This window comes from Aurantimonas marina, from assembly GCF_017183135.1.
In the GTDB taxonomy this organism is placed as follows: Bacteria; Pseudomonadota; Alphaproteobacteria; order Rhizobiales; family Rhizobiaceae; genus Aurantimonas; species Aurantimonas marina.
The window spans coordinates 239,701-265,816 of record NZ_JADDXW010000001.1 but is presented as its reverse complement, the minus strand read 5'-3'; the positions used below and the strand labels follow the sequence as shown (position 1 = coordinate 265,816).

Annotated in this window: 31 protein-coding genes; 16 read left to right on the top strand and 15 right to left on the bottom strand. The window is 64.4% G+C overall.

What is annotated here, in order from left to right; genetic code table 11:
* The first annotated feature begins 61 nt into the window (after positions 1 to 61).
* Together ING15_RS01310 and ING15_RS01305 are read left to right on the top strand one after the other, a co-directional pair.
* Positions 62 to 457, top strand: coding sequence for a type II toxin-antitoxin system RelE/ParE family toxin (locus ING15_RS01310; protein ID WP_206452958.1), 396 nt, complete (start codon positions 62 to 64; stop codon positions 455 to 457).
* Complete coding sequence (locus tag ING15_RS01305) at positions 426 to 752, top strand: helix-turn-helix domain-containing protein (protein ID WP_206452957.1); 327 nt, start codon at positions 426 to 428, stop codon at positions 750 to 752. Before ING15_RS01310 ends, ING15_RS01305 begins: the two co-directional genes overlap by 32 nt.
* Positions 753 to 759: 7 nt before the next feature.
* Here ING15_RS01305 and ING15_RS01300 read toward each other — a convergent pair whose 3' ends face one another.
* Together ING15_RS01300 and ING15_RS01295 are read right to left on the bottom strand one after the other, a co-directional pair.
* Positions 760 to 1,563: a 16S rRNA (uracil(1498)-N(3))-methyltransferase gene (locus tag ING15_RS01300; protein ID WP_206452956.1), complete on the bottom strand. Its 804-nt coding sequence runs from the start codon at positions 1,561 to 1,563 to the stop codon at positions 760 to 762.
* A gap of 17 nt (positions 1,564 to 1,580) precedes the next feature.
* Complete coding sequence (locus ING15_RS01295; protein WP_206452955.1) at positions 1,581 to 2,213, bottom strand: LysE family translocator; 633 nt, start codon at positions 2,211 to 2,213, stop codon at positions 1,581 to 1,583.
* 219 nt (positions 2,214 to 2,432) lie between these two features.
* Between ING15_RS01295 and ING15_RS01290 the strand changes: the two genes are divergently transcribed.
* Complete coding sequence (locus ING15_RS01290) at positions 2,433 to 3,014, top strand: Uma2 family endonuclease (RefSeq protein WP_206452954.1); 582 nt, start codon at positions 2,433 to 2,435, stop codon at positions 3,012 to 3,014.
* Positions 3,015 to 3,027: 13 nt separating this feature from the next.
* On the opposite strand, the gene ING15_RS01285 is transcribed toward ING15_RS01290, so the two are convergent.
* From ING15_RS01285 to ING15_RS01270, 4 genes are read right to left on the bottom strand one after another with little or no spacing between them, the layout of a single operon-like run.
* Positions 3,028 to 3,702 (bottom strand): LutC/YkgG family protein, encoded by a 675-nt coding sequence (locus ING15_RS01285; RefSeq protein ID WP_206452953.1) that lies wholly within the window; start codon positions 3,700 to 3,702, stop codon positions 3,028 to 3,030.
* Positions 3,699 to 5,132 carry a LutB/LldF family L-lactate oxidation iron-sulfur protein gene (locus tag ING15_RS01280; RefSeq protein ID WP_206452952.1) on the bottom strand — a complete coding sequence of 478 codons (1,434 nt, stop codon included), beginning with the start codon at positions 5,130 to 5,132 and terminating at the stop codon, positions 3,699 to 3,701. The genes ING15_RS01285 and ING15_RS01280 overlap by 4 nt, the downstream gene beginning before the upstream one ends.
* A gap of 3 nt (positions 5,133 to 5,135) precedes the next feature.
* The gene (locus ING15_RS19905) at positions 5,136 to 5,243 is read right to left on the bottom strand and encodes a DUF29 family protein (protein ID WP_206452951.1); all 108 of its coding nucleotides are present in this window, start codon (positions 5,241 to 5,243) and stop codon (positions 5,136 to 5,138) included.
* Positions 5,240 to 6,040 (bottom strand): (Fe-S)-binding protein, encoded by an 801-nt coding sequence (locus ING15_RS01270; RefSeq protein WP_206452950.1) that lies wholly within the window; start codon positions 6,038 to 6,040, stop codon positions 5,240 to 5,242. Before ING15_RS01270 ends, ING15_RS19905 begins: the two co-directional genes overlap by 4 nt.
* 182 nt (positions 6,041 to 6,222) lie before the next feature.
* Between ING15_RS01270 and ING15_RS01265 the strand changes: the two genes are divergently transcribed.
* From ING15_RS01265 to glcF, 8 genes are all read left to right on the top strand, one after another.
* Positions 6,223 to 7,521, top strand: coding sequence for a DUF3422 family protein (locus ING15_RS01265; RefSeq protein WP_206452949.1), 1,299 nt, complete (start codon positions 6,223 to 6,225; stop codon positions 7,519 to 7,521).
* Between the two features lie 81 nt (positions 7,522 to 7,602).
* Positions 7,603 to 9,096 carry an FAD-linked oxidase C-terminal domain-containing protein gene (locus tag ING15_RS01260; protein WP_206452948.1) on the top strand — a complete coding sequence of 498 codons (1,494 nt, stop codon included), beginning with the start codon at positions 7,603 to 7,605 and terminating at the stop codon, positions 9,094 to 9,096.
* Entirely contained in the window at positions 9,096 to 9,674 is a 579-nt protein-coding gene (locus ING15_RS01255) for a hypothetical protein (protein ID WP_206452947.1), read from the top strand. The genes ING15_RS01260 and ING15_RS01255 overlap by 1 nt, the downstream gene beginning before the upstream one ends.
* Positions 9,662 to 10,240, top strand: coding sequence for a Uma2 family endonuclease (locus ING15_RS01250; protein WP_206452946.1), 579 nt, complete (start codon positions 9,662 to 9,664; stop codon positions 10,238 to 10,240). Before ING15_RS01255 ends, ING15_RS01250 begins: the two co-directional genes overlap by 13 nt.
* A complete protein-coding gene (glcE, locus tag ING15_RS01245; RefSeq protein WP_206452945.1) occupies positions 10,237 to 11,478 on the top strand; it encodes a glycolate oxidase subunit GlcE in 1,242 nt (413 codons plus the stop codon). Before ING15_RS01250 ends, glcE begins: the two co-directional genes overlap by 4 nt.
* 1 nt (position 11,479) lies before the next feature.
* On the top strand, positions 11,480 to 11,806 hold the full coding sequence (locus tag ING15_RS01240; protein ID WP_206452944.1) for a DUF433 domain-containing protein: 327 nt from the start codon (positions 11,480 to 11,482) through the stop codon (positions 11,804 to 11,806).
* Positions 11,754 to 12,431 (top strand): hypothetical protein, encoded by a 678-nt coding sequence (locus ING15_RS01235; protein ID WP_206452943.1) that lies wholly within the window; start codon positions 11,754 to 11,756, stop codon positions 12,429 to 12,431. Before ING15_RS01240 ends, ING15_RS01235 begins: the two co-directional genes overlap by 53 nt.
* Positions 12,432 to 12,434: 3 nt before the next feature.
* Entirely contained in the window at positions 12,435 to 13,778 is a 1,344-nt protein-coding gene (gene glcF / locus ING15_RS01230) for a glycolate oxidase subunit GlcF (protein WP_206452942.1), read from the top strand.
* Positions 13,779 to 13,858: 80 nt separating this feature from the next.
* Here the strand turns inward: glcF and ING15_RS01225 are convergent, their stop codons facing one another.
* Positions 13,859 to 14,581 carry a L,D-transpeptidase gene (locus ING15_RS01225; RefSeq protein ID WP_206452941.1) on the bottom strand — a complete coding sequence of 241 codons (723 nt, stop codon included), beginning with the start codon at positions 14,579 to 14,581 and terminating at the stop codon, positions 13,859 to 13,861.
* 138 nt (positions 14,582 to 14,719) lie between these two features.
* Positions 14,720 to 15,538 (bottom strand): L,D-transpeptidase, encoded by an 819-nt coding sequence (locus ING15_RS19900; protein WP_232845515.1) that lies wholly within the window; start codon positions 15,536 to 15,538, stop codon positions 14,720 to 14,722.
* Positions 15,539 to 15,753: 215 nt separating this feature from the next.
* On the opposite strand from ING15_RS19900, the gene ING15_RS01215 reads away from it, so the two are divergent.
* Complete coding sequence (locus tag ING15_RS01215) at positions 15,754 to 16,431, top strand: DNA-3-methyladenine glycosylase I (RefSeq protein ID WP_206452940.1); 678 nt, start codon at positions 15,754 to 15,756, stop codon at positions 16,429 to 16,431.
* Positions 16,432 to 16,436: 5 nt separating this feature from the next.
* Here the strand turns inward: ING15_RS01215 and ING15_RS01210 are convergent, their stop codons facing one another.
* Together ING15_RS01210 and ING15_RS01205 are read right to left on the bottom strand one after the other, a co-directional pair.
* Entirely contained in the window at positions 16,437 to 16,808 is a 372-nt protein-coding gene (locus ING15_RS01210) for a DUF2019 domain-containing protein (RefSeq protein WP_206452939.1), read from the bottom strand.
* Complete coding sequence (locus ING15_RS01205; RefSeq protein WP_206452938.1) at positions 16,805 to 17,182, bottom strand: hypothetical protein; 378 nt, start codon at positions 17,180 to 17,182, stop codon at positions 16,805 to 16,807. Before ING15_RS01205 ends, ING15_RS01210 begins: the two co-directional genes overlap by 4 nt.
* A gap of 1,570 nt (positions 17,183 to 18,752) precedes the next feature.
* On the opposite strand from ING15_RS01205, the gene ING15_RS01200 reads away from it, so the two are divergent.
* From ING15_RS01200 to ING15_RS01185, 4 genes are all read left to right on the top strand, one after another.
* Positions 18,753 to 20,417, top strand: coding sequence for a histidine--tRNA ligase (locus ING15_RS01200; RefSeq protein ID WP_206452937.1), 1,665 nt, complete (start codon positions 18,753 to 18,755; stop codon positions 20,415 to 20,417).
* 4 nt (positions 20,418 to 20,421) lie between these two features.
* On the top strand, positions 20,422 to 21,564 hold the full coding sequence (locus ING15_RS01195) for an ATP phosphoribosyltransferase regulatory subunit (RefSeq protein WP_408628658.1): 1,143 nt from the start codon (positions 20,422 to 20,424) through the stop codon (positions 21,562 to 21,564).
* Positions 21,561 to 22,253: an ATP phosphoribosyltransferase gene (gene hisG, locus ING15_RS01190; RefSeq protein ID WP_206452935.1), complete on the top strand. Its 693-nt coding sequence runs from the start codon at positions 21,561 to 21,563 to the stop codon at positions 22,251 to 22,253. The genes ING15_RS01195 and hisG overlap by 4 nt, the downstream gene beginning before the upstream one ends.
* Positions 22,254 to 22,364: 111 nt before the next feature.
* Entirely contained in the window at positions 22,365 to 23,684 is a 1,320-nt protein-coding gene (locus tag ING15_RS01185; protein ID WP_206452934.1) for an NAD(P)H-dependent oxidoreductase, read from the top strand.
* Positions 23,685 to 23,714: 30 nt separating this feature from the next.
* Here ING15_RS01185 and ING15_RS01180 read toward each other — a convergent pair whose 3' ends face one another.
* The 5 genes from ING15_RS01180 to ING15_RS01160 all read right to left on the bottom strand — a co-directional run bounded on the left by ING15_RS01180 (position 23,715) and on the right by ING15_RS01160 (position 26,040).
* The gene (locus ING15_RS01180; protein ID WP_206452933.1) at positions 23,715 to 24,092 is read right to left on the bottom strand and encodes a hypothetical protein; all 378 of its coding nucleotides are present in this window, start codon (positions 24,090 to 24,092) and stop codon (positions 23,715 to 23,717) included.
* 41 nt (positions 24,093 to 24,133) lie between these two features.
* Complete coding sequence (locus ING15_RS01175; protein WP_206452932.1) at positions 24,134 to 24,514, bottom strand: hypothetical protein; 381 nt, start codon at positions 24,512 to 24,514, stop codon at positions 24,134 to 24,136.
* A gap of 48 nt (positions 24,515 to 24,562) precedes the next feature.
* Positions 24,563 to 24,943, bottom strand: coding sequence for a hypothetical protein (locus tag ING15_RS01170; protein ID WP_206452931.1), 381 nt, complete (start codon positions 24,941 to 24,943; stop codon positions 24,563 to 24,565).
* Complete coding sequence (locus ING15_RS01165; RefSeq protein ID WP_206452930.1) at positions 24,936 to 25,316, bottom strand: hypothetical protein; 381 nt, start codon at positions 25,314 to 25,316, stop codon at positions 24,936 to 24,938. The genes ING15_RS01170 and ING15_RS01165 overlap by 8 nt, the downstream gene beginning before the upstream one ends.
* A gap of 472 nt (positions 25,317 to 25,788) precedes the next feature.
* Positions 25,789 to 26,040 (bottom strand): hypothetical protein, encoded by a 252-nt coding sequence (locus tag ING15_RS01160; RefSeq protein ID WP_206452929.1) that lies wholly within the window; start codon positions 26,038 to 26,040, stop codon positions 25,789 to 25,791.
* Positions 26,041 to 26,116 lie beyond the last annotated feature (76 nt).

The window sequence follows — 26,116 nt, the reverse complement described above, 5'->3', positions numbered from 1 at the left end:
GGCCGTCTTTTAATTGGATATAAAGCTATGTTTTTCATCACGAATTCATCAAGAGGCTACGATGCGGGTTTTCAAGACGAAGGCATTTAACCGTGATGCCCGGAAGGCGAGGGTAACAGACGCTGAGTTGGCGAAATCGGTAGACCGCGTCTTGACGGGGAAGATCGATGCTCACCTTGGAGCTCACCTCGTCAAGCAAAGAGTTTCACAGGGCGAAGGAGGCCGGACGGGAGGCCACCGTGCCATCATCGTTCACAAGGTTGGGGGCCGGATCGTTTTCGTCCATTTGTTCGCAAAGAGCGCGAGAGCGAACCTCACGGGCGAGGAGTTGGAGACCTATCGGGATCTTGCCAAATTTTTTACCGATCTCGCCCCCGAGCAAGTCGAAGGCCTGCTCGAAACCAAGGAATGGATAGAGATTGACTATGGAAAAGAGCAAGCGGGTTTATCGGAGTGATGCTCTCCGTTCCGCTCACGAGGCGATCGCCGGTCTTTACAAGGTCGGCGCCGTCGATCGAAAAACAAAGAGGCGTTTTGATGCCGCTTGTCTGACGACGGTCGAAGAACTCGCGGCTGACGACATCCGTGGGATTCGAGAGACCGCGCAGATGAGCCAGGCGGTTTTTGCGCAGGTGCTGAATGTCAGCAAATCCGTGGTCAGCAAATGGGAGCAGGGTGAAAAGAGGCCTGGTGGGCCTTCCCTGAAGCTGCTCTCGCTGGCTCAGAAGAAGGGCATCGAAGCTATCCTCTGAGAAACGCCTAAAAACGTCCCGCGCGTCGCCGTCCGTGGCTCGATGGCGTGCACAAGCGGCGATTAACCGCCCCGCGCCAGTCGCCGATGCTCGCCTGCAGCACGGCCAGCGCCGCGACCGCCGCCGTGTCGGCGCGCAGAATGCGCGGTCCGAGCGAGATGGCGGTGACGAACTCGGCCGCCCGGAGCGCCCGGCGTTCCTCCGCCGAAAAGCCGCCCTCGGGGCCGATGAGAAGCGCCAGCGGTCCCTGTGGCAGCGCCCGGAGCGTCTCGATCGGGCTCTCGGCGTCCTCGCGCTCGTCGCAGAAGACCAGATGCCGGGAGCGGTCCCAGCCGGCGATCACGTCGGCGAATTTCACCGGCTCGCGGCATTCGGGGATCGACAGGATGCCGCATTGTTCGGCCGCCTCGACGGCATTCGCCCGCATCCGCTCGATATTGAGCCGCGATGCCTGCACATGCTGCGTCATTACCGGCTGCAAAACGCCGGCGCCCATCTCGACGGCCTTTTGCACCATGTAGTCGAGGCGGGCGTGCTTCAGCGGCGCGAACAGATAATGCAGATCCGGCGGCGGCGTCTGGTCGCGCGTCCGCTCATGCGGCACAAGATCGAGCTTTTTCCTGGCCGGCTTGACGAGATCACAGCGCCATTCGCCGTCGCGGCCGTTGAAGGCAAGCACCGTATCGCCCTCGCCGAGTCGCATGACGTTCAGGAGATAGTTCGCCTGCACCGGAGTCGCGGGCACGGCTTGCCCTTCCGACAGATCGGCCTCGACGAACAGCCGCGGGCTCCGGAAATCATGACTCGGCATTCGAGGACGGACCTTTCTCAAGCCGGCCGGCGTGCGAAGGCGGAGACGACGCCCGCGCCGATGAGGCAGGCGGCGCCGGTGCGCGTCGCGGCCTTGAGGACGCGCGGCCGCCGGATGAAGCCACGGGCCGTCGTGGCGAGCAGCGCGTAGAAATAGGCGTTCAGGATGCCGAGCAGCACGAAAGTTCCGACGAAGAGCGCCGCCTGCGCGGCGTAGGGCCTTGCCGGGTCGATGAACTGCGGCACGAAGGCGACGAAGAACACGATGCCCTTCGGGTTGAACAGGGTGACCAGGAAGGCGTCGCGAAAGACGATTCGCCCGCGCATCTCGACGACCGCCGCGGCTTCGGCGGTAAAGCTCACGGGGGAGCGCCACATCCTGATGCCGATAGTGACGAGATAGGCCGCGCCGAGCCATTTCAGCACGGCAAAGGCGCCGGCTGAGGTGGCGAGCAGCGCCCCGACGCCGGCCAGCGACAGGCTGGCCGCGATCAGGTCGCCGAGGCCGACCCCGGCGACGCTGGCGAGCGCCGTGCGCCGGCCATGGGCGAGCGCCTGGCCAACGACCATGACGATGGTCGGGCCGGGGATGACCACGAGGATCGCCGAGGCCAGGATGAAGGCGGCGAGGATGGCGGGATCGACGGGCATGGCCAGAGACTCCGGGGAATGGATATTCGCGCCACAAATCCTGCTTTCGGGGGCTTTGTCCAGAGGCGGAGTCCGCCGCCGCGTCGGTTGTGAGGCCCAGCGGGGCCGACCGACATCCCTGTGCGATGCGGGCAGGGTGCCTCGACCGTTCTATGGCGGCAAGCTTGTTTCGTGATACATTTCCAGCCGAGATCGACGATCCCGGGAGACATCGAGACGATGAGCCAGGCGGCAGCGCGTCACTGGTCGGTGGAGGAGTTTCTCGCCTGGCAGCTGGGCCGGCCGGGGCGTTTCGAACTCGTCGGCGGTTTTCCGGTCGAAATGATGGCTGGCGCCAGCGCTCGACACGACAACATTGTTCTCAATATTCTGGCCGAGCTCCGCCAGAGATTGCGGGGCAATCCGTGCAAGCCATTCACCGCGCAGTTTTGTATCGAGACGCTGCCCGGCCAGGTCCGGCGTCCGGATGCTGGTGTGGATTGCAACCAGACTGATCCGGATGCACTTATCGCGAACGAACCAGTGCTCGTGATCGAGGTGTTTTCGCCGACGACGCGGGATTTCGACACGGCTGGCAAGCTCGCCGAGTACAAGGCTGTCGCCTCGCTCCGCACCATCCTTTATGTCGAGCCGAACCGGCCGGAGGTGTTCGTTTTCGAGCGGAACGAAGACGGCGAATGGATCGAGAGCCGTCTCGCCGGCATGGACACGGCCGCGCCGGTCCCGGCGCTCGGCATCGACCTGCCGCTCGCCGAGATTTTCGACGGCGTCGAGTTCCCGACCGGTCCTTATTTGGCCTGATCCGCGAGCCCGCTCACCCCACGACGACGATGTGCAGCGCCCGCGGGCCATGCGCGCCGAGCAGCAGCGTCTGCTCGATGTCGCCGGAGCGCGACGGGCCGGTGACGAAGTTCAGCGAGCGCGGCATCTCGCCCTTGCCGTAGCGCTGCCTGATCGCGGGAAAGACCGCCTCCATGTCGCCGGCGATGTCCCCGGCCTTCACCACGACGATGTGGTTTTCGGGCAGGAAATTCAGGCTGGTCGGGTTGTCCGGTCCCGACACGAGCACCAGCGTGCCGGTCTCGGCGATGCCGCGTTCGGCATGGGACAGGGCGTTGAGGTCGTTGCCGTCCGACGCGCCGCGCCGCAGGGTGAGCGCGGTGGCGCCGAAATCGGCGCCGGCGAGGCGCGGGTCCTCGGCCAGCCGCAGGTCGGCGGGAAAGTTGTTGTCGCGCAGCCAGCGCGTGACCTCGGCCGGAAGGTCGCCGTAGCTTTCGATCCGCGCCGTGGTCGCATCGGCCTTCTCCGCCATCTTGAGGAACAGCGCGACCTGATCCACGTGGGGCAATTGCCCACGCTGCGGCACGATGCCCTTCGGCGCGCCGACAAGCCGCTCCTCGACGATGCGTCGGCGGTCCGGGTCGCCGGGCCGGGCACCGTTGGAGCGGCGGATGCGGCCGAGCACCGCGTCGCGTGTCGAGCCGCTCATCGCTTTGCCTCCGTTCGGCCGGTTCGTTGCGCGTATTCCTGCATGAAAGTGCGGCCCTCGGGCGCGGGGAGATCGCGCCATTTGGTCCAGCCGCCGGCGAGCGGCAGCGAGGCGAAGCGGCGCTTCTTGCCGCCGAGCGCCTTCAGCATCGGCATCGCGACCGAGACGGCGGCGCGGTAGAGTTTCGGCCGCCGCGCGAAAAACGCCCAGACACCCAGGCCGGCGCGCTGGGTCTTCGGCTGCAGATGGCTTTCGAATTCCTTCTCGCGCCAGTGCCGCATCATCTTCGGCAGCGGAATCCGCATCGGGCAGACGCTCTCGCAGCGGCCGCAGAAGGTGGATGCGTTCGGCAGATGCCCGGCCTTGTCGACGCCAATCAGCGAGGGGGTGAGCACGGCGCCCATCGGGCCGGGATAGACCCAGCCATAGGAGTGGCCGCCAACGGCGTGGTAGACCGGGCAGTGGTTCATGCAGGCGCCGCAGCGAATGCAGCGCAGCATCTCCTCGAACTCGGTGCCGAGCATGTTGGAGCGGCCGTTGTCGAGCAGGATGACGTGGTATTCCTCCGGCCCGTCCGGGTCCTCCGCCCGTTTGGGGCCGGTCGACAGGGTCGTGTAGACGCTCATGTCCTGGCCGGTGGCCGAACGGGCGAGCACCCGCAGGATCTGGGCCGTATCCTCCAGCGTCGGCACCAGCTTCTCGATCGAGGCGAGCACCACGTGGCATTTACCCAGAAGCTGGGTGAGGTCGCCATTGCCCTCATTGGTGACGATCACCGAGGAGCCGGTCTCGGCGATCAGGAAGTTCGCGCCGGTCACGCCGATATCCGCCTCGCCATATTTTTGGCGCAGGATCTGCCGGGCCTCGCCGAGCAGCGTCTCCGGGGCGATCAGATCGCGCTTCGGGTCCAGATCGACATGGACGCGGCGAAAATCCGCCTCGACCTGGTCGCGGTTGACGTGGACGGCGGGGGCGATGATGTGGCTCGGATGCTCGCCCCGGAGCTGGATGATGTATTCGCCGAGATCGGTCTCGACCGGGGTGATGCCATTGGCTTCGAGGAACTCGTTGAGCCCGATCTCCTCGGAGATCATCGTCTTGCCCTTGGTGACGGTCCTGGCCTTGCGCCGCTTGGCGATGTCGAGGAAGATTTGCCGCGCGTGGTCGGAATCCTCGGCGAAATGCACGATGCCGCCGGACGCCTCGACCTTCGCCACATAGGCCTCGATGTAGAGGTCGAGATGCTTCAGCGTGTGATTCTTGATCTCACGCGCCTTGTCGCGCAACGCGTCGAATTCGGGCAGCGCGTCGACCGCCTTCTGCCGCTTGTCGATGAAGCCGCGCTCGACATTGCCGAGGGCGCGCTGCAGCTCGACATCGGCGAGCGCCTTGACGGAATTGGCCTTGAAGGTCTGGGAGGTGATCTGCATGGGTTACTCGGGCATCCAATCGTGATCGCGCAATTGATCGATCGTATAGGGACATTCGGCGGGGAACTTGGAAAGGGTCAAGCCTGTCTCGCCGTTGACGATCCGCGTCACAGCTTGCCGCCGATGGGCGGCGTGTCGGTCATGCCGGCCAGCACCTCGGCGACGTGCCGCACCTCGACGGCGATGCCCTCGCGCTTCAGCTTACCGTCCATGTTCATCAGGCAGCCGAGATCGCCGGCCAGCAGCATGTCCGCACCGCTGGCCGCGACGTGTCTGGCCTTCTTGGTGACGATGGCGTTGGAAATGTCGGGATATTTCACGCAGAAAGTGCCGCCGAAGCCGCAGCAGACCTCGGCTTCCTTCAATTCAGTCAATTGGAGCCCCTCGACCGATCCGAGCAGCTTGCGCGGCTGTGCCTTGACGCCGAGTTCGCGCAGGCCCGAACAGGAATCGTGATAGGTCGCCGTACCCGCGACCTTGGCGGCGACCTCCGTCATCCCTCGGACATCGGCGAGGAAGCTGACGAGTTCGTGGACCTTGGCGGAAAACGCCGCCGCGCGCGCCTCCCATTCGCCATCGCCGGCGAAGAGGTCGGGATAATGCTTCTTCAGCATCGCCGAACAGGAACCGGAGGGCGCCACGACGTAATCGAAGTCCTCGAACGTGGCGATCACCTGCTCGGCGATCGCGCGGGTATCGGCCCGGTCGCCGGAATTATAGGCGGGCTGGCCGCAGCAGGTCTGCGCGGTCGGCACGCTCACCCGGCAGCCGGAATCCTCGATCAGCTTGATCGCCGCGAAGCCGACGCTCGGCCGAAACAGATCGACGAGACAGGTGACGAAGAGCGCGACCTCGGGCGTGGTGGACCGCTCTTCGTTTTGATCGGTTTTATGGTCGATGTCGGCCATACCCTCTCCCAGATAATTTCTTGCGGCACATATGCCGTCTGCCAAGCTCCCGGCGCCTCGACGCCCATCCCGCTCCTTTTGGGCTCGTTTCGTCCGCGCCGCAATATCTTCGCGCGCCCGGCGGCTTCCGTTCATCTGTTGTTTCGGCTAGCACGCTCGCAAGACCAAAGGCGCAAGGGACGATGGCCAAAACGACATTCAAGCAGAGCGCCTTCGAGACGTTCGACCCCGATCCGCGCCGCGCGGCGGTGCTCGGCGAACTCCACGCGCGCCCGTTCCCACTGATCGAAACACCCGGCGCGCTGATCGTCCTGGCTTTCATGATGGAGGATCATGGCGAACGGGACATCGCGATTCTCTCCGAAATGTCGACGCGTCGAGGCGTGGCGCCGCCCGCCGCCGGTGCCCGGACCCACTCCTTCGCCTTTGGCAAGGGGCGGCTGCGTTGGGAGCGTCATACCGAGTTCTCCACCTATTCCTGGGAAGGACCGCCGCCCACGCGCTTCGGCGATCCGTTCGAGGGCCATCCCTTCGGTGCCGAGTTTCGCGCGCCCGGTCCCTTCATCGCCGGCGTTCGTCTGGAAATCCGGCCCCATGACGAAGCCGGCGAGGCGTCGCTGGCCGGCTTCGACAAGGCCAGTTTCTGCTATTCCATCATGGATGGGGGACTGGCCCATGCAGCGACCGATTTTCGTCAGGACGGCGACGGTCTGACGCGCATCCTGGTGCTCGACGACGGCCTGCCGCCGGCGCGCGCCGGGGCGCTGGCCATGCGGCTGGTCGAAATCGAGATCTACCGCACCTTGGCCCTGCTCGGCCTGCCGCTGGCGCAATCCATCGGCCCGGTGGTCACGCAACTGGAGTCGCGGCTCGCCGGTATTACCGAGGAGATGCGAGAAGGCGGCGAGGACAGCCGCTCGCAGCTTCAGGAGATCACACTCGCCGCGGCCGAGGTCGAAGCGTCGTCCGCCTCGGTTCTCTACCGATTCGGGGCGAGCCGGGCCTATGACGAGATCGTCCGTGAACGCCTCAACGCGCTGGTGGAGCAACCGATCCCAGGACAGGAAAGCTGGTCGGCGTTTCTCAAGCGGCGCATGGCGCCAGCGATGCGCACCTGCCGGTCGCTGGAGGAACGTCAGGCAACGCTGTCGAAAAAGCTGGCGCGGGCGGCGAACCTCCTGCGTACCCGCATCGACGTCGAACTGGAGCACCAGAACCGCGATCTTCTGCGCTCCATGGACAACCGCGCGCAGCTGCAGTTGCGCCTGCAACAAACGGTCGAGGGCCTGTCGGTGGCGGCGATCGGCTATTACGTGGTCGGCCTTTTCGCCTATGTCGCCAAGGGGCTGGAATACGAAGGTTTCCCGGTTGCGCAGCCGATATTGATCGCCGCATTCGTGCCGGTCGCGCTGCTCGGCGTCTGGCTGGTCGTGCGCCGCATCCGCAAGCGGCATATGAACCGTTCCGCCGCCGATCATTGAGATCGGAGCCCCTGATCCGCCGCGGTGGACGAAGCGCCGCCGCGGGCTTACCTTCGGACCGCAGTTTAGGGAGTTCCGTCCATGTCGGTCATGATGCCGAAGCCAAGCCAGGCGATCCTCGACCGCCGCGCCGCGATCGTTACGGCCCTCAGGGTGATCGTGCCCGGCGAGGGGGTCGTCGATGCCGCGAACGAGATGCGCGTCTTCGAAAGCGACGGGCTAACCGCCTACCGTCAAATGCCGCTCGTCGTGGTGCTGCCGGAGACGGTCGATCAGGTCGCCGCCGTCCTTAAATATTGTCATTCGGAGGATATTCCGGTGGTGCCGCGCGGCTCCGGCACGTCGCTGTCCGGCGGCGCGCTGCCGCTTCAGGATGGCGTCCTGTTGGTGCTGTCGAAGTTCAATCGCATCCTCGAGATCGACTACGACAATCGCTGCGCGGTCGTGCAGCCGGGCGTCACCAATCTCGGCATCACCAGGGCCGTCGAGGGTGAGGGCTTCTACTATGCGCCGGATCCCTCCTCGCAGATCGCCTGTTCGATCGGCGGCAACGTCGCGGAGAATTCCGGCGGCGTCCACTGCCTCAAATACGGGCTGACGGCCAACAACGTCATCGGGGTGGAGTTCGTCACCATCGAGGGCGAGGTGATGCGCCTGGGCGGCAAGCATCTCGATTCCGAAGGCTACGATCTGCTCGGGCTGATGACCGGCTCGGAGGGTCTGCTCGGCGTCGTCACCGAGGTCACCGTGCGCGTCCTGCAAAGCCCGGAGACGGCGCGGGCCGTGCTGCTGGGCTTCCCGACCTCCGAACAGGCCGGCGAATGCGTCGCGGCGATCATCGCCAAGGGCATCATCCCGGGCGGCATGGAAATGATGGACCGCCCCGCCGTCAACGCAGCCGAGGACTTCGTCCATGCCGGCTATCCGCGCGACGTCGAGGCGCTTTTGATCGTCGAACTCGACGGTCCGGGCGCCGAGGTCGATCATTTGCTCACCGAAGTGGAGGCCATCGCCAAGGCCAATGGCGCCGTCACCATCAAGGTCTCGCAGTCGGAAGCCGAACGCACCGCCTTCTGGGCCGGACGCAAGGCGGCCTTCCCGGCGGTCGGGCGGATCTCACCGGATTATTACTGCATGGACGGCACCATTCCGCGCAAGCAGCTGCCGAGGGTGCTCGCCGGCATGAAGGCACTGTCGGAAAAATACGATCTGCGCGTCGCCAATGTCTTCCACGCCGGCGACGGCAATCTGCATCCGCTGATCCTCTACGATGCCAACAAGGAGGGTGAGCTTCATCGGGCCGAGGAATTCGGCAACGACATCCTGCGGCTCTGCGTGGAAGTCGGCGGAGTGCTCACCGGCGAGCATGGCGTCGGCGTCGAGAAGCGCGACCTGATGCCGGAGATGTTCTCCGAGGACGATCTGAAGCACCAGCAGCGGGTCAAATGCGCCTTCGACGACAAGCATCTGCTCAATCCGGGCAAGATGTTCCCCGTCCTTCACCGCTGCGCCGAACTCGGCCGCATGCACGTTCACAAGGGGCAGGTCGCTTTCCCCGACCTGCCGCGGTTCTGATGACACTTGAAACTCAAACCGCGACGAACCTTATAGCAATCCTCCTTTTACTTGTTACCGGAGTTTATGTTTTTCTTACATGGAAGATTTCTCAAGCAAACACAAGGCTTCTGGAAGAAACGCAGAGAGCATTTAAGGAAGACCGGGCACCGTATATCGTTGCTAGGGTGGCAATAAGTCAGTCTGTTTTAGTGAGTCTCAGAATAGAAAATTTAGGTAGATCTCCGGCTGTAAATCTGACTTTATCGCTGGATCGAGATTTTTATCGATTTGGAGAATATAGAGAAGACAACAACATAAGGAATTTCCATGCATTTCAGCATGAGATTCCTCAATTTTCGCCAGGAGAGCACTTCAATTTTATCCTATCTCAGGGCTTTAATTTAGAAAATTTTCGAGAATCACTAAACTTGACTCCAAAAATCCTGAAATTGACTGCGGTATACCAATTTGATGGATCTCAGAGAGTCAGTCGTCACGTCATTGACCTAAATCCTTATATGAACAACTCTTTTCAGAAATCTGCGGCCGAGAAGCTTGGGGATATAGAAGGGGTAATGAAGAAATGGAGTCTTTGAATTCCCCTCATTTGGATGAGTCCGCTTTCCTCCATTTTACGAGTAATCTCGTAGACGATCGCCGCTGGGAGTTGATCGATGGAGAGGCGATCCGCCGTGCCGTGCAGCCGGTGCGCCATCAACTTATTGCACAAAGCTTTGAGCGTTTACTCTGCAAATCACTGGATCGGCATTCAGTTAAACTGGATGGGCTTCTTGCTGCCGGACTTCGGCATCCGACTGATGCATATTTCCGACCAATCGTAGACGTGGCGGTCATTGATGGCGATGAGTGGAGAATCAGGGGAAGCGACTTCTATTTCGATCACTGCTTTCTCGCCGCTGAGGTTGTCTCAGCCGAGTCCGCCGCGATGGATGAATACAGAAAGCTTCCACGATATCGAGCATTCCCAGACTGTAATCACGTCATCGCAATTGACGTCGATCGGGTGCGCCTGCGGCTTTGGTCGCGTCAGAGCGATTGGGCGGAAACTATTTACGCCGATCTAGGCGACCGCATCGAATTGCCCGAATTCGGCTTTGCCTGCACCGTCCGCGACCTCTACGCACGGACGGATTTGGCATGACCGTTACGCCATCCCCAAAGGCGATCGACCTCGCTCAAACCACGCTGCGTCCCGAAACGCCCGGCGATCTCCGCGACCTCGTCGCCGCGGCCGTCTCCGAAGAAGCCCCGCTCGTCGTTGAGGGCACCGGCTCCAAGCGCGGCCTCGGCCGTCCCGTGCAGGCGGCACGGACCCTGTCGCTGGCGGGGATGAGCGGTGTCACACTGTACGAGCCGGAGGAGCTGGTGCTGTCGGCGAGGGCCGGCACGCCGACCGCCGAGATCGAGCGGCTGCTCGACGACAACAACCAGCGCCTCGAATTCGAACCGATGGACTACGGCCCGCTGCACGGGCTGGAGCCGGGGCAGGGGACGATCGGCGGCGTCATCGCCTGCAATCTCGCCGGTCCCCGCCGGCTGAAACAGGGTGCGGCGCGGGACCATGTGCTGGGCGTTCACGCGGTTTCCGGCCGCGCCGAGATGTTCAAGTCCGGCGGGCGGGTGGTCAAGAACGTCACCGGCTACGACCTCTCCAAGGGGTTGACCGGCTCCTATGGCACGCTCGCGGTGCTGACCGACGTGACGATCAAGGTGTTGCCGAAAACGGAAACCGAGACGACGCTGGTGCTGCGCGGGCTCGACGACGACGCGGCGGCCGGCGCGATGGCGGCGGCGATGGGCTCTTCCGCCGAAGCGTCGGGGGCGGCGCATCTGCCGGCCTATGTGGCGGGGCGCGTCGCGGATGGGGCGCTCGGCAAGGACGCGGCGACGCTGATCCGGCTCGAAGGCTTCGGGCCGTCGGTCAAGGCGCGCGCGGCCTATCTCGGCGCGGCGCTCGCCAAGGTGGCGCCGTTGGAGACGATCGAGGCCGAGGCGTCCCGCGCGGTCTGGCGCGACGTCCGCGACGTGCGGCCCTTCGTCGACGGCACGATGAAGCCGGTCTGGCGCCTGTCGGTGATGCCGACGCGCGGCCATGAAATCGTCATGAGTTTGCGGATGCAGACCGGCGTCGACGCCTATTACGACTGGCAGGGCGGTCTCGTCTGGATGCGCTTGGAGGGTGAGCCCGAAGCGGCGCTGGTGCGTGAGACGATCGTCCGCTTCGGCGGCGGTCACGCGACGCTGGTGCGCGCATCCGACAGCGTCAGGACCGCAACGGACGTGTTCCAGCCACAGCCCGGTCCGCTGGCGGCACTGTCGCGCCGGCTCAAGGAGCAGTTCGACCCGGCCGGTGTGCTCAATCCGGGCAGGATGGGGTAGGATGAACGGCGAGGAGGCTTCCGCCATGAACGCGAGCGAGATTCTGTCGCGCGACCCGGATGTCATGTCGGGTGCGCTGGTCTTCAAAGGCACGCGCGTGCCCGTCGATGCGCTGTTCGAAAACCTGGCAGCCAGCATGGCACTGGCGGAGTTCCTCGAGAACTTCCCGACCGTGTCGCGTGAGCAGGCCGAAGGAGCGCTGCGTCACGCAACCGAGTTAGTGAAGCGGGGCTTTGTCCCGCGTCCAGAGCTATCGGAGGGGGAGAGACGTCACCATGAGGTTCAACCTAGCGGACGTCCACGATACAATTCTAGAAGCAGTGCATAAGGCGAATAATCAATATCTCACAGTTTCTGGGGGAAGTTCAGTCAGGGATTATGGAATCGAGTCGCTCATTTCTGCCCAAATAGCGCTGGAGCTTTGGAAGAAAGCCAACGGTTGCTCTGGAGAAATCCCCCTAAATCGTCCAAGCGATAAGGAGTATCGTGTCACACTCGAAACTTCATTCCGCGAGATAGCTGATTATGCGGAAAGCGAACGACGTGGGAAGAGAAACTCGCGCTTCTCCGAAAATCAAAAGGCCGATGTCGTATTTTGGTCAAGAGGCGACAAGCCCATCGGAGTAGTGGAAGTCAAGCGACAATTCGGCTTTTCAAATCTGGCTGAGGATTTGAAGCGGATCTCGTACCTTCTGCGTCGCCACGGAACTAAACATGGGGGATCTGTAAGATGGGCAGCTCTGGCTGGAATGCGCGAACTCCGGAGCAACGCAAGGAAGGCACCCTCAGAAATTGCCCGAGAAGTTGAGCAAAAATGTGCAGACAGCGCGCCAAATTTAAACTTTTCAGCCAGGTACACTGAAGAGTTGCTGAGGGACCCGATCGAGTATGGCCAGGGCGTATGGACAGGGACGGCATCCTTTGCGGTCCTAGCCCGATTGAAGCGAGAATAAGAAGTGCAAACAACCTTCACCCCCGCCCAGCTCGAAGACCCGCACACGGCGCATTCGGAACAGATCATCCGCAAATGCGTGCATTGCGGCTTCTGCACCGCGACCTGTCCGACCTATGTGACCCTTGGCAACGAGCTCGACAGCCCGCGCGGGCGCATCTACCTGATCAAGGAGATGCTGGAGCACGACCGGCCGGCCGACGCGAAGACCGTCACCCATATCGACCGGTGCCTGTCCTGCCTCGCCTGCATGACAACCTGCCCGTCGGGCGTGAACTACATGCATCTCGTCGATCATGCCCGGGCGCATATCGCCAGGACCTATCGCCGGCCGTTCATGGACCGGATGATCCGGCAGGTGCTGGCGATGACGCTGCCCTATCCGGCCCGCTTCCGCGCCAGCCTGACGATGGCGCGGCTCGGCCGTCCGCTCGCGCCGCTCTTCGCCGCGATCAAGCCGCTGAAACCCTTCGCGGCGATGCTCCGGCTCGCGCCTTCCCACGTTCCGGCGAAGGCGGCGATCAACGACCCGGCGGTCCACACCGCCGAAGGTTCGCGCCAGAAACGGGTCGCGCTTCTGACCGGTTGCGCCCAGTCGGTGCTCGACCCGAAGATCAACGAGGCGACGGTGCGGCTCTTGAACCGCCTCGGCGTCGAGGTCGTGGTGCCGAAGGGGGAGGGCTGCTGCGGCGCGCTCGTCCATCACATGGGCCAGGAGGATGAGGCGCTTGGCTTCGCCCGTCGCAATGTCGACGTCTGGACGCGCACCGCCGAGGAAGACGGGCTCGACGCGGTGCTGATCACGGCGTCCGGCTGCGGCACGACGATCAAGGATTACGGCCACATGCTGCGGCTCGATCCCGGCTATGCCGAAAAGGCCGCGAAGGTCTCGGCGCTGGCCAGGGACGTCACCGAATTCCTGTCGGACCTCGACTTGCCGCTGCCGGTCAACAAGACCGATCTACTGGTCGCCTATCACTCGGCCTGCTCGATGCAGCACGGCCAGAAGATCACCCAGGCGCCGAAAGTGCTGCTGGCCCAGGCCGGCTTCACGGTCAGGGACGTGCCCGAGGGGCATCTGTGCTGCGGCTCGGCCGGTACCTATAACATCCTGCAGCCGGAGATCGCCGCGACGCTGCGCGACCGCAAGGTAAGGAATATCGAAAGTACCGCGCCGCAGGCGATCGCGACCGGCAATATCGGCTGCATGACGCAGATCGGTTCGGCGACGAAAATCCCGATCCTGCACACGGTCGAATTGCTCGACTGGGCGTTCGGCGGCGAGAAGCCGGCGAGCCTCGCCGGCGTCGAGCCGCAGGCGCAGCCGGTCCTTACCGCCGCCGAATAGGGTGTTTCCCCGGACGCGAAACGGCCCGCCATCCCCAAGCGGGCCGTTGTGTTTCAGAAAGCGAGCCGCTGGTCCGGCAATCAACCGCCGAAGAGCGCCGAGATGAGGTCCGTCTTCACCTGGCCGCGCTCGGCATAGACACCCTTCGAGCCCTCTCCGTTCGGGCCGATGACCACGACTTTGGAGCCACGCGGCACCCGGCTGTAGAGGTGCTCGACGTCCTCGTTCATCATACGGATACAGCCCGAGGACATGTTCTGGCCGATGGTCCAGGGCTGGTTGGTGCCGTGGATGCGGAACAGCGAATCGCGGCCGCCGCGATAAAGATAGAGCGCCCGCGCGCCGAGAGGATTGGCCGGACCGCCCTTCATGTAGGCCGGCAGGATGCGGCCCTTCTTGCGCTCGCGCGCGATCATCGTCTTCGGCGGGGTCCAGCCCGGCCATTCCGCCTTGCGGCCGACGCTCATGCGGCCGGACCAGCCGAAGCCTTCCCTGCCGACACCGACGCCATAGCGGGTCGCCATGCCGTTGCCTTCGACGAAATACAGATACTTCTTGCTCGAATCGACGATCACCGTGCCGGGCTTTTCCTTGGTGTCGATGCGGACCTGCGTGCGCATGTATTTTGCCGCCGGGCGCCGCTGCGAAATCGTCCGGCCGCGCGGCGAGGCCGCGCTCGCCGTTTCCCAGCTATTGGTCGCGTAGTTGTAGCGCCTCGTCTCCTGCGCACCCGCCTCGACCGTCAGCACCAGCGCCAGGGTGGCTCCCAAGCCGGCGGCCGCCCACTGCGTCCATTTGTTCATTACTGGCGTCCCTCTTCCAGTGCGGATACCGCGTCCCAGGCAGATCCTGCCGTTACGTTATGTTATTTGGGTCTGTTTCGGAAAGGGCGCATCACGAATTGGTGCCCATCCCATCCGTTGGTCCGGCGAGCGTTACCTTCAGCGCACGACAACCTTCGTGCCGACCGTCACCCGGCTGTAAAGCTCGACCACATCCTGGTTGCGCATGCGGATGCAGCCGGAGGACACGGCCTGGCCGATCGTCCAGGGCTGGTTGGTGCCGTGGATGCGGTAGAGCGTCGAGCCGAGATAGAGCGCCCGCGCGCCGAGCGGATTGGCCTCGCCGCCTTCCATGCGGGCCGGCAGGATACGGCCCTTCCGGCGTTCGCGGGCGATCATTTCCTTCGGCGGAGTCCACCTCGGCCATTCCGCCTTGCGGCTGATCTTTTCGGTGCCGCGCCAGCTGAAGCCCTGCTTGCCGACGCCGACGCCGTAGCGGCGGGCCGTGCCGTTCTTGCCGACGCGATAGAGGAATTTCGCCTTCGTATCGACGATGATCGTGCCGGGGGCCTCCTTGCCGCCATAGGCGACGTCCTGCGGCAAATACACGGGGTCGAACGCGCGCGGCGGCGCCACCGGCCGGCCTGGGGTCCGTGCCAGCACGACGCCACGCGGGCCGGCAACGACTGCGCCCGGCGCGGCGTAGACGGTGGGCACGCGGACGGGCTGCTCGATCAGCACAGGCGTGGTGGCGAGCATCACGCCGGAGCGGGCGACGTCCGGGCGCCGCACGGCGGCGCCATAGTAGCCCGGCACGACACCGCTGCCGGGCGTCAGCTGCAACACCCGCTCGGCACTGAGATGCGGCGGCATCGGCACGGCGGCCAGATCGTGATAGCGGTCATGCGCCAGGCCGGCCGACGGGGCGACCAATGCCGCCGCCAAGGCCGCGAGAATCAAGCAGGCTTTCGTTCGCATCATGGGGCTCGTTTCGTTGATCGGTCGCGGGGCGCGAGACCCCTTGGTGCCCAGACTGGCTGGAAATAACGAGAAAACCGTAAACTCGCGGACGGATGGAATGCGGACGTTCAGCACGATCGCGGTAGGGTTAATGCTTCCTTATCGCCGCAGGTTGGCAGGAGCGCACAAGAGCGTACTTGCCACCCGCAATGAGGGCTGCGATGACGTGACCGATGAGCGCTCCCGTTTCGCAGCCGTCCGTCCTCCAAGCACCCGTTCCCGCTGGCCTCATCCGCGGCGAGGACGGCCACTTGCGCTGCGCCTGGCACGGCGGCGACGCCGCCTATCGCGCCTATCACGACCGCGAATGGGCCCGCCCCTCGGCCGACGACGACCGGCTTTACGAAAAGCTGTGCCTGGAAGGGTTTCAGGCGGGTCTCTCCTGGCTGACCATCCTCAGAAAGCGCGAGGCCTTCCGCGAGGTCTTCCAGGGCTTTTCCATCGACCGGGTCGCGGCGATGGACGCGGCCGATGTCGAACGCCTGGTTCTCGACGCCCGCATCATCCGGCATCGCGGCAAGATCGTCTCGGCGATCAACAACGCGCGGCGCGCGCGCGACATCCGCGCCGAACACGGCTCGCTCGCGGCCTTCCTCTGGGCGCACGAACCCGGCCGCGACGAGCGGCCGCCCGCATTGACCGGCACCTGGCTTGCCGCGAACCCGGTGACGCCGGCCTCGACGCGTCTGTCCAAGGCTCTGAAGAAGGCCGGGTTCAGCTTCGTCGGCCCGACCACGATCTATGCCTTCATGCAGGCGATGGGCTTCGTCAACGACCATGTCGAGGGCTGTTGCGTGCGCGACGCCTGCGAGGAAGCGCGCACCGCGTTCCTGCGGCCGGGGCGAGCGTAGGATCGCTACTCCGGGATGAAGGTTCCGTCGTCCAAAGCGGCCAATCGCATGCCAGCCTCCAGCTCATAGGGTCCGACCTTCCAACTCGCGATCTCCTCGATCTTGCGCCGCGCCTCCGCCGGAAACAATGCGAGCGTCGCGGTCGCCGCGTTCAGCTGCACCTGAATATTCGGATGGTTGAAATAGCGGCTGAGCTGGCGCCGCTGGTCGCCGGCGCGCGCCTTCAATTCGTTCTCCACGGCAAATCGCCGCCGCACCAGCCGGTTGATCGTCGTTTGGGCGGCTCGCAACTCCGCCTCGTCCTCCGCCACTCCCAGCTCGGCAAAATAGGCGACGAGAACGTCGACGCTCGCGGTCCTCAGATTGATCGGTCTCACGGCTTGAGAATCCCTTCTTTCTTCAGCGTGTCGAGCCCGATCTTCAACCGCTCCTCCCAGCTTTTCCCCTTTAGAAACTGTCGAGGTGTGAGCCCGCCATAATTGAGGTTTGGCTTTTGAAACCAGCTGTTGATCTGCCAATGCTTAAGCCGCGAGATGCGAACGAGGTTGGCCGCTCCATTCACGGTCGAGTCGGGGAAACCATCCTTAAGGGCCGCATCCTCCTCAACGACATGGTGGATATCATACCCGTCGCGTTTACCCCGAGCCGCGCCTCGCTGGAGTTCTGTCAGGGTTTTCGGCGCGTCGAAATAGGCCTCGATCCAAGAATAGTAGGTTTGCATCCACCGTGCGACATCGATCGCCGTCAGCAACACCGCTATCGGACCCGCTGCTCCGCGGCTCAAGGCGCGCGGCGAAGCGAACCACAGCCTTCACCACGATATGGCGGAGCCGCCGCGTTGGCGGTTCCTGCCTGGGAATCGTCGGCGGGTCCTCCAGCGGTGGGCCGCCATTGTGACCGATGCCTGGCTTCGGCAGTTTCAGTCGCGGGCTTTTCGGCGGCGTCTTCGGCGATCCGTCGGCCGCCGGTGTCTTCCTGGGGCCGGGGATATCGACTTCCAAAGGCTTGCGGGTAGCTTCGCGCCGCCAGCGGCCGGAGATGCGCCCACTGCCCTTTGGGTGACGGGCCTGGCTGGGGTCGAAGCCCGCCTTGAGGGCCAACGATTTCAGCCGCAGCACTGCGACGGTGACGCGCAGTCCGGCGATCTGGGCTCGCAAGCTGGCGAGCGGTATATCCGCTGCCGCACTGTCTTCTTTGGCGTATCGTCTTTCCATGCCCATCCCTCGCCACCGACCGTCCCGATGCTAAGGGACCGCCGCAGGGCGGGGATAAGTTCGACGCGAAGAGGCGGATGTCGGGGCCCGTGCGGTCATTCTTTGCCCGGCTCGGGCCGAGATGCCAGATCGGCGCCGGACAGGACTCCCTCTCGCGCTCCTGAGCCCGTCGAAAGGGGGAGAAAAGGCGCCGAGTTTTATGCCGCGCGATCCTCATTCCGGGCCCTCAAGGCGGGCCTGCCAGGGCAGTGCGACGGCCGAATCTTCGCCGGAGCGGAGGCCGTCACCGAAGGGGAATGGGTCCTCGGGTCAAGCCCGAGGATGACGACCTTGTTCGGCGGCATCGCCATTCGCCTCGGCAGGCGTCTCAAGGTCCCCAAGGCGCGTCGTCCGCAGGCGTCGCACGACCCCCGAAGGCCCGTCATCCCCGGCAACGGCTGAGCTTCAACGTGGTCTCCAACTGGTAGCACCACCCCAAACGTGCGTCATCCTCGGGCTTGACCCGAGGACCCATTCCAGACCGCTGCCACCGCCAAACCGTTGCAATCCAACGCCTCTGGTGCTTCCGCACGAAAAAATCTCTCCCCGTCTCCCGCGCCGCGCTTATCCTTTGCCCATCGCCCTCGCGGGAACACGGGTCATGAACCGGATGCGCGTGGAGGGAGGACGGTGCCGGATGGGTCGCGCTGCGGTGGCGCGGCTGGGTGATGAACCCCCACATCCGGGCCCTTTGCAGACCGGCTTCGCCACAAGCGAAGCGTCGGGTCCGGGGCAAGCAGCCGGCGGGCGCATGGCAAGCGTCATTCACTCATCAGCATAGCGACGTTCGCCATGCGTCCGCTTCCCGATCCTTCGCCCCGACAACCGGGCGCGAAGGCACTGGTGCCGAAGACGAAGGCGCAGGGGGATTTTCGAAGGAAAGAGAGGAGGAAACGTCGGCGTCGGGACGGACAGGGCTCCACCCGAAAACGCGCGGGCGATAGCGGGCGCCAGGCCTCTCGGCAAACCCGTCGCCTTGCCGAAATTTCCCGCACGGGTTACGGGAACGCCCGCTAGTGCCGGGGATTGTCCGGTATCCATCGAACCTATCCGGATCGCTGCGTCATCATGGCTGACAAGAAGAAGAAACCGACACGGGTCCATGCGCGGGTGCCGCGCGGCTTTGTCGATCGGACCGCCGACGATCTGCGTGCCGAGGCGGACATGCTCGCCACCATCCGGCGTGTCTACGAGACCTACGGTTTCGAGCCGGTCGAGACCCCGCTGTTCGAATACACCGACGCGCTGGGCAAATTCCTGCCCGATGCCGACCGGCCGAATGCCGGCGTGTTCTCGCTGCTGGACGATGACGAGCAGTGGATGAGCCTTCGCTACGATCTCACCGCGCCGCTCGCCCGCCATGTCGCGGAAAATTACGAGACGCTGCCGAAGCCCTATCGCAGCTACCGGGCGGGGCATGTGTTCCGCAACGAAAAGCCGGGGCCGGGGCGGTTTCGCCAGTTCATGCAGTTCGACGCCGACATCGTCGGCGCGCCGAACGTCTCGGCCGACGCCGAAATGGCGATGATGATGGCCGATACGATGGAGGCGCTGGGGATTCCGCGCGGCCAGTATGTGATCCGGGTGAACAACCGCAAGGTGCTCGACGGCGTGCTCGAAGCCATCGGCCTCGGCGGCGATGAGAACGCCGGGCGCCGGCTCACGGTGCTCAGGGCGATCGACAAGCTCGACAAGTTCGGCGTCGAGGGCGTGCGGCTTTTGCTCGGCGAGGGACGCTGGGACGGTGGCAAGGAAGGCGAGGGTGACTTCACGCCGGGGGCGGGGCTTAAGGCTCGATCAATAAACTGGGTATTGGAAACAATCTCAAATTTCACTTTCGATACTAAAAGGCTGGTTCCTGGCGATCCAGCGGACACTCGGATCGTCGCCGGTGAGGATGGCGTTGAATGGGAAATCAGTACTTTCGAAGAAGATGGCTATGACGAGAATGCCGCCATCTCTCGGAGATTTAGCGATCGAGTCGATTTTCGAAAAATTGCCGCGGACGGCGCAAAAGAGTTGGAAGATATTTCGAAGTTATTAGAGGCCGCGGGCTACGGCCCCGAACGCATCCGCATCGACCCCTCCGTCGTCCGCGGTCTCGAATACTATACCGGCCCGGTCTTCGAGGCGGAACTGTTGTTCGACGTCGTCAACGACAAGGGCCAGAAAGTGCAGTTCGGCTCGGTCGGCGGCGGCGGGCGCTATGACGGACTGGTGTCGCGCTTCATGAGCCAGCCGGTGCCGGCGACCGGCTTTTCCATCGGCGTCTCGCGCTTGCAGACGGCGCTGAAGAATCTCGGCCGTCTGGATGTCTCCGAGCGCCCCGGCCCGGTGGTCGTCACGGTCATGGACCGCGACCGCATGGCCGACTACCAGGCGATGGCGACGAAGCTTCGCGCCGCGCTGAACGACGATCCATCGAAGGCGCCGGTGCCGGTCGAGGTCTTTCAGGGCAACCCGAAACAGTTCGGCAAGCAGCTGCAATATGCCGACCGCCGCAACGCGCCCGTGGTGATCATTCAAGGTGCGGACGAAAAGGCGGCCGGAAAGGTCCAGATCAAGGATCTGATCGAGGGCAAGCGCATCGCCGAAACCATCGAGGACAATGCCGAATGGCGCGAGGCCCGCGCCGGCCAGGAGATGGTGGACGAAGGTGAGATGATCGCGGCCGTCCGCCGCATTCTCGCCCGCCATGCCGAGGATCGCGCGTCCGGCGCTTCCGGGAGCTGAGGCGTTGAGCGACACCGCGCCCGCTCCGTTCCAGACCGCGCTCGGCGCCCTGTTCGACGCACGTGGGGCGCGCCGCGTCCACGCGCCGATCATCCAGCCGGCCGACCCCTATCTCGACACCGCCGGCGAGGCGCTGCGCCGCCGCATTTTTCTCACCCGCGGCGAGGCCGGCGAGCATCTGTGCCTGCGGCCCGATTTCACCATTCCCGTCTGCTTGGGCCATGTCGGCGCCGGCGAGGCGCTGCCGCGCCGCTATTCCTATCTCGGCCTCGTCTTTCGCCAGCGCCCGGGCGGGCCGGGCGAGTTCTTCCAGGCCGGTATCGAGGATCTCGGCGAGGCGAACCGCGCCACCGCCGACGCAAGGGCGCTGGCCGACGCGCTGGCCGGATTGTCCGCTTGCGGCGTCGATCCGGCCGGCCTCGACATCGTCCTCGGCGATCAGGGTCTGTTCGAGGCGTTCCTGAAGGCCCTCGGCCTGCCCGACGGCTGGCAGCGCCGGCTGGTGCGTACCTTCGGCCATGACGGGCTGCTCGACGCGGCTCTGCAATCGCTCGCAACCGGCGGCGCCGGCACGCTGGAGCGGCTCGACCCTGAGCTCGCCGATCTTGCCCGCCGCCGCGAGGAGGGCGCGCTGACAAGGACGATCCGGGCGCGCATGGAGGAGGCGGGACTGCCGCCCCACGCCGGCCGCTCGCCCGGCGAGGTCGCGGTGCGGCTGATCGAAAAGCTCGCCGTCGCCGAAGCGCGGCTCGACGACGCGCCGCTGAACCTCTTGCGGCAGTTCCTTGCGATCGACTGCCCGCTCGGCGAGGCCGGCGACCGGCTGCGCGGTCTGGCCGAATCGGCCGATCTCGATCTCGGCCGCGCGGCGCTGTTCTTCGAGACCCGCAATCTGGCGCTGCGCGCCGCCGGCGTCGATCTGGCGTCGGTGCGCTATCGCGCCGCCTTCGGCCGGCCGATCGACTATTATACCGGGCTGGTCTTCGAGGCGCGGTTGAAGGGTTCCGACGAAACGCTGGCCGGCGGCGGGCGCTACGACCGGCTGCTGACGATGCTCGGCGCTTCAGCGCCGATCCCGGCCGTCGGTTTCGCGCTCTGGCTCGACCGCATCGGCGCGGCGATCGGCCAGGCGGGAGGCATGTCATGACCATGACGCTGGCGATCCCGTCCAAGGGGCGGTTGAATGAACAGGCGATCGCGGCGCTGGCTGGGGCTGGCATCAGCGTCGCGCCGGCCGAGAACGCCCGCAGCTACCGCACCTTGGTCAGCGGCGCGCCGGGGCTGGAGGTGCTGCTTCTGTCGGCCTCGGAGATCGCGCGCGAGCTGCGCGACGGGGCGATCGATTTCGGCATCACCGGTGAGGATCTGATCCGGGAGACGATTGCCGAGCCCGACGGCGCCGTCGAGATCGTCGCGCGGCTCGGCTTCGGCCATGCCGACGTGGTCGTTGCCGTCCCCGACGCCTGGGTCGATGTCGAGACGATGGAGGATCTGAGCGACGTCGCCGGCTTCTACCGCGCCCGGCATGGGCGACGGCTCAGGATCGCCACCAAATACTGGCGGCTGACCCAGAGCTTCTTCACCCGCCTGCATGGCATCCAGAGCTACCGGATCGTCGAGAGCCTGGGCGCCACCGAAGGCGCGCCGGCGGCGGGTTCCGCCGACATCATCGTCGACATCACCTCGACCGGATCGACGCTCACCGCCAACCATCTGAAGATCCTCGCCGACGGGGTGATCCTGAAGTCGGAAGCGTGTCTGGTGCGCTCGAAGACGGTCGATCGGGACGCGGAGGACAGGGCGCTGGCGGCGGATCTGGCGGCGCGCTTCGGGTAAGGGGCGAGCCGTTGCCTGAAACATAAGCTCCGCGTACCGTTCGGCCGATGAAGACAGGTGCTTCGCTCGATGGAGGTCGGGCCGCGCGTCTTGAGGAGAGGAGCCTTTCGCTTGAATCTGCAACATCTGCTTCGCCGCCGCCGCGAGGATGGCCGGCCGGTTACGGTCGCGCTGATCGGCGCCGGCAAGTTCGGCTCGATGTTCCTGTCGCAGGTGCCGACGATACCGGGGCTGGAGGTCGCGGTCATCGCCGACCTCGATATCGAAAGGGCCCGCCAGACCTGCCGGAACGTCGGCTGGGACGAGGCGCGCATCGGCAAAACCCGCTTCGTCGAGTCCGGCGTCGCGGCCTGTTCGTCCGACGGCGTCGAGGTCGTGATCGAGGCGACGGGCATGCCGGAGGCCGGCGTGACCCACGCGCTGGCCGCCATCGAGGCCGGCAAGCACGTGGTCATGGTCAATGTCGAGACGGACGTGCTCTGCGGTCCGCTTCTGGCCCGGCGCGCCCGCGAGGCGGGCGTCGTCTATTCCATGGCCTATGGCGACCAGCCGGCGCTGGTCGCCGAGATGGTCGACTGGGGACGCTCGGCCGGCTTCACCATTGCGGCGGCGGGCAAGGGCACGAAATATCTGCCGGCCTATCATCAGGTCACGCCCGACGACGTCTGGACCCACTATGGCCTGTCGCCGCAGGAAGCGGCCGCGGCCGGCATGAACCCGCAAATGTTCAATTCCTTTCTCGACGGCACCAAGTCGGCGATCGAAATGGCCGCCATCGCCAATGCCTGCGATCTGTCGGTGCCCGAGGACGGGCTGAACTTTCCGCCCTGCGGCGTCGATGATCTCGCCCACATCCTGCGTCCCCGCGACGTCGGCGGGCAACTCGACCGCGACGGCATGGTCGAGGTCGTCTCCTCTTTGGAACGGGATGGCCGGCCGGTCTATCGGGATCTGCGCTGGGGCGTCTATGTCGTCCTGAAGGCGCCGAACGACTACGCCGCCGCCTGTTTCAAGCAATATGGGCTGCCGACCGACGCCACCGGCCGTTATGCGTCGATGTACAAACCATTTCATCTGATCGGGCTGGAACTGTCGATCTCGGTGCTCAACGCGGCGCTGCGCGGCGAGGCGACCGGCGTGTCGGAAACCTGGCGCGGCGACGCGGTGGCGATCGCCAAGCGCGACCTTCGCGCCGGCGAGGTTCTCGACGGGGAAGGCGGCTACACGGTCTACGGCAAGGCGATACCGGCGGCCCGGAGCTTGGCGAACGGCGCGCTGCCGATCGGCCTTGCCCATCGCGTGACGCTGACCCGGCCGGTCAGCGCCGGCTCGCCGGTGACCTATGCCGACATCGCGGCGCCGACCGGCTCCAGGGCCTATGATCTGCGCCGCGAGATGGAGCAGGCATTCGTGCCGGAGAGCGGGGCGTAAGGCGACGGTGTAACGAGGGGGGAGGGGCTCTCAGGAGGCCGCCCCGACCCCGATGAGAATGCGGTCCGGCTCGATGGGCCGATTGACCCAGATTCGGACTTTGCTCGACACTGTGCCCGTTGTCAGTCTCAGCAGCGAGGGATGCTCGACCGTCGAGATACGTACACCACGATCGGGTGTTTTCAGGAAGCCGGTGAACGCTGGCGGCAGCTTCAGATCGAGTTCCGTCGATGGCGCCAGCGTCAACGTCGTCTTGCCGTCGACAAAGGCGAGGCATCCGATCGAGATGCAGGATGGGGTCGACAGGATCAGGCGATCCGGAGCGAATTCCGGTCCTGCTCCGTCATCCTCGATGTCCGACAGAAAGAAGAGGGAGTTTGGAGGAGCGAGTTGAATGGAATCCGTCAATGCCGACCTCCTTCCTGCGGTGCCGATATCGTTCCTGGTCGCTATTCCTGTCTGAGGCTGACGCCGATCGACACGAATTCGGAGCATTTGTGGCCGTCTGTCCAGATTATCAGTCGGGTTCGCGCCGCAGGTACGGCAAATGACGTGATCTCGTCGATCTCAACACCCTCGATCCTGATCTTTCCGCTGGGGGTGTCCAGCCAATCGTCAAAGATTTTATGAGGCGAATGCCTGACCTCGTCGCTCTCCCCGACCTCGATGGAAGTCGCGCCTTCGGAATGCGGCAGACAACTCACGATGACGCACGTGTCGCTGCGCCAAAATGTACCGATCCCGTCGACGTCCGGGGCTGTCCACTCGCCGCCGTCGTGAATGAAGATGAGGCCGTTCGCGAGGATGTGGCGGAAAAATCGATTGCTCATCGGGTCGGCTATCGCTGATGCAGACAAGGGTGGAGGCTCTATCGTGCCTCATTGGCTGACGCCGATCGACACGAATTCGCTATCCTGATGGCCGTCCGTCCAGATCCGCAGGCGAGTCATGGTGCAGGGAACGGCCAGTTCACCGATCCTCTCGATATGGACGGCGTCGAGCTTGATCCGCCTTGAGGGCGTGTTCAGCCAGCCGTCGAAGATTTGGTGGTCGGACTGCCGGACATCGGAAGGATCGCCGACGTCGATGATCGTGTCCGCGTCACAGCCGGGGCTGCAACTGACCGCGACGCATGTCGGCGTCGCCCAATGGCGCCCAATTCCATCGATCTCGGGAAGATCATAATCCTCGTCATCGTGGATGAAGATCAGAGAATTTTGGATGGGATGACGGGCGGTCCAGTGAATGATCTCAGTCATGTCGATGCACCCCGACGATAATGATCGAGGAAAGCGACGTTCCGTCCGTCCAGATATGAACGCGCGTCGACGGCGTCCCTGTCGCGACGACCGCAAGGTCATGATCGTAGACAGATTCCACGGTCACGGATTTCGACAGCGTCTCGATCCAACCATCGAAGGTCTCGTGCTCGGTCCGCGGAACGTCGGCGGCATCGCCGACGATGATCCGTGTCACGCCGTCGATGTCCGGCAGGCATCCAACCGCGACGCAGGTCTTGCTCGTCCACAGATGTCCGATGCCATCGATCGCCGGCACATCCCAGTCCCCGGTGTTCCGCACGTAGATGAGGGCGTTGTGGATCGGCAGGCTAATGTCGGCGAGGGGGCTCATCGTTTGGTCCTTCCGGAAACAAAACCGCCTTGCTGGCGGCTGCAGCGGATGCACTGTGGAAACAGCCTTTGCGCCCTTCCGCTTGGATTCAGTGCACTTGGCAGTTGATGATCCGGAACAAAATTTCCGCTGCGGGATCCTGGGTCTTTATCACCGCATGTATGGCATCCGCCGCGCCGCCCGATTTTATTGATCCCATCTCTTTCGGCTCGCGTGAAGTTAAAACCTGAATTACGTGCAGGCAATGAATCGGTCGAATAGCGACCCGGAAGCAAAGAGCGGGCTTGCAACTGGCGGAGGTGAACCCGTGCGGCCTGCGCTTGCGCCTGTTGAGCCCCGATGGCTCCCTCGACTGTCTCGAAAAGCTGAGCGGGCGGCCTCCATTGCGGCTCGATCTTTTGGATTTCGCGTAAGGCGCGCTGATAGGCATTCCGCGCGGCTTGGTAACGGGCCTGTTGACCAGGTGTCGCCTCTAAAACCGCGAGCCGATCTGAATCGGCAGCGTGCCCCTCGGCCCGCGCGCCTGCGCGACGCGTTCGCCGATGCGGGTCCACTGACCGCCGTCGGGATTGCCGGCCGGAAGGCGCGGCTGGTTCGGATCGTAACGGGTCTCGATCCGGAGCGCGAAGCGTGCGGCTGCCAGATGGAGGCGCAAGGCCGCGAAGCCCCGGCGAAGCTCTCCCAGAGAATCCCGGCCGATCCTGTTTGCGTTTCCTTGCTCCATCCGCGCCGTTCCCCGTCTCGTGACGGGTTCAGGCTAAGCGAGCGCGGCGGGGCGGGGATAAATCATGCTGAAAAAA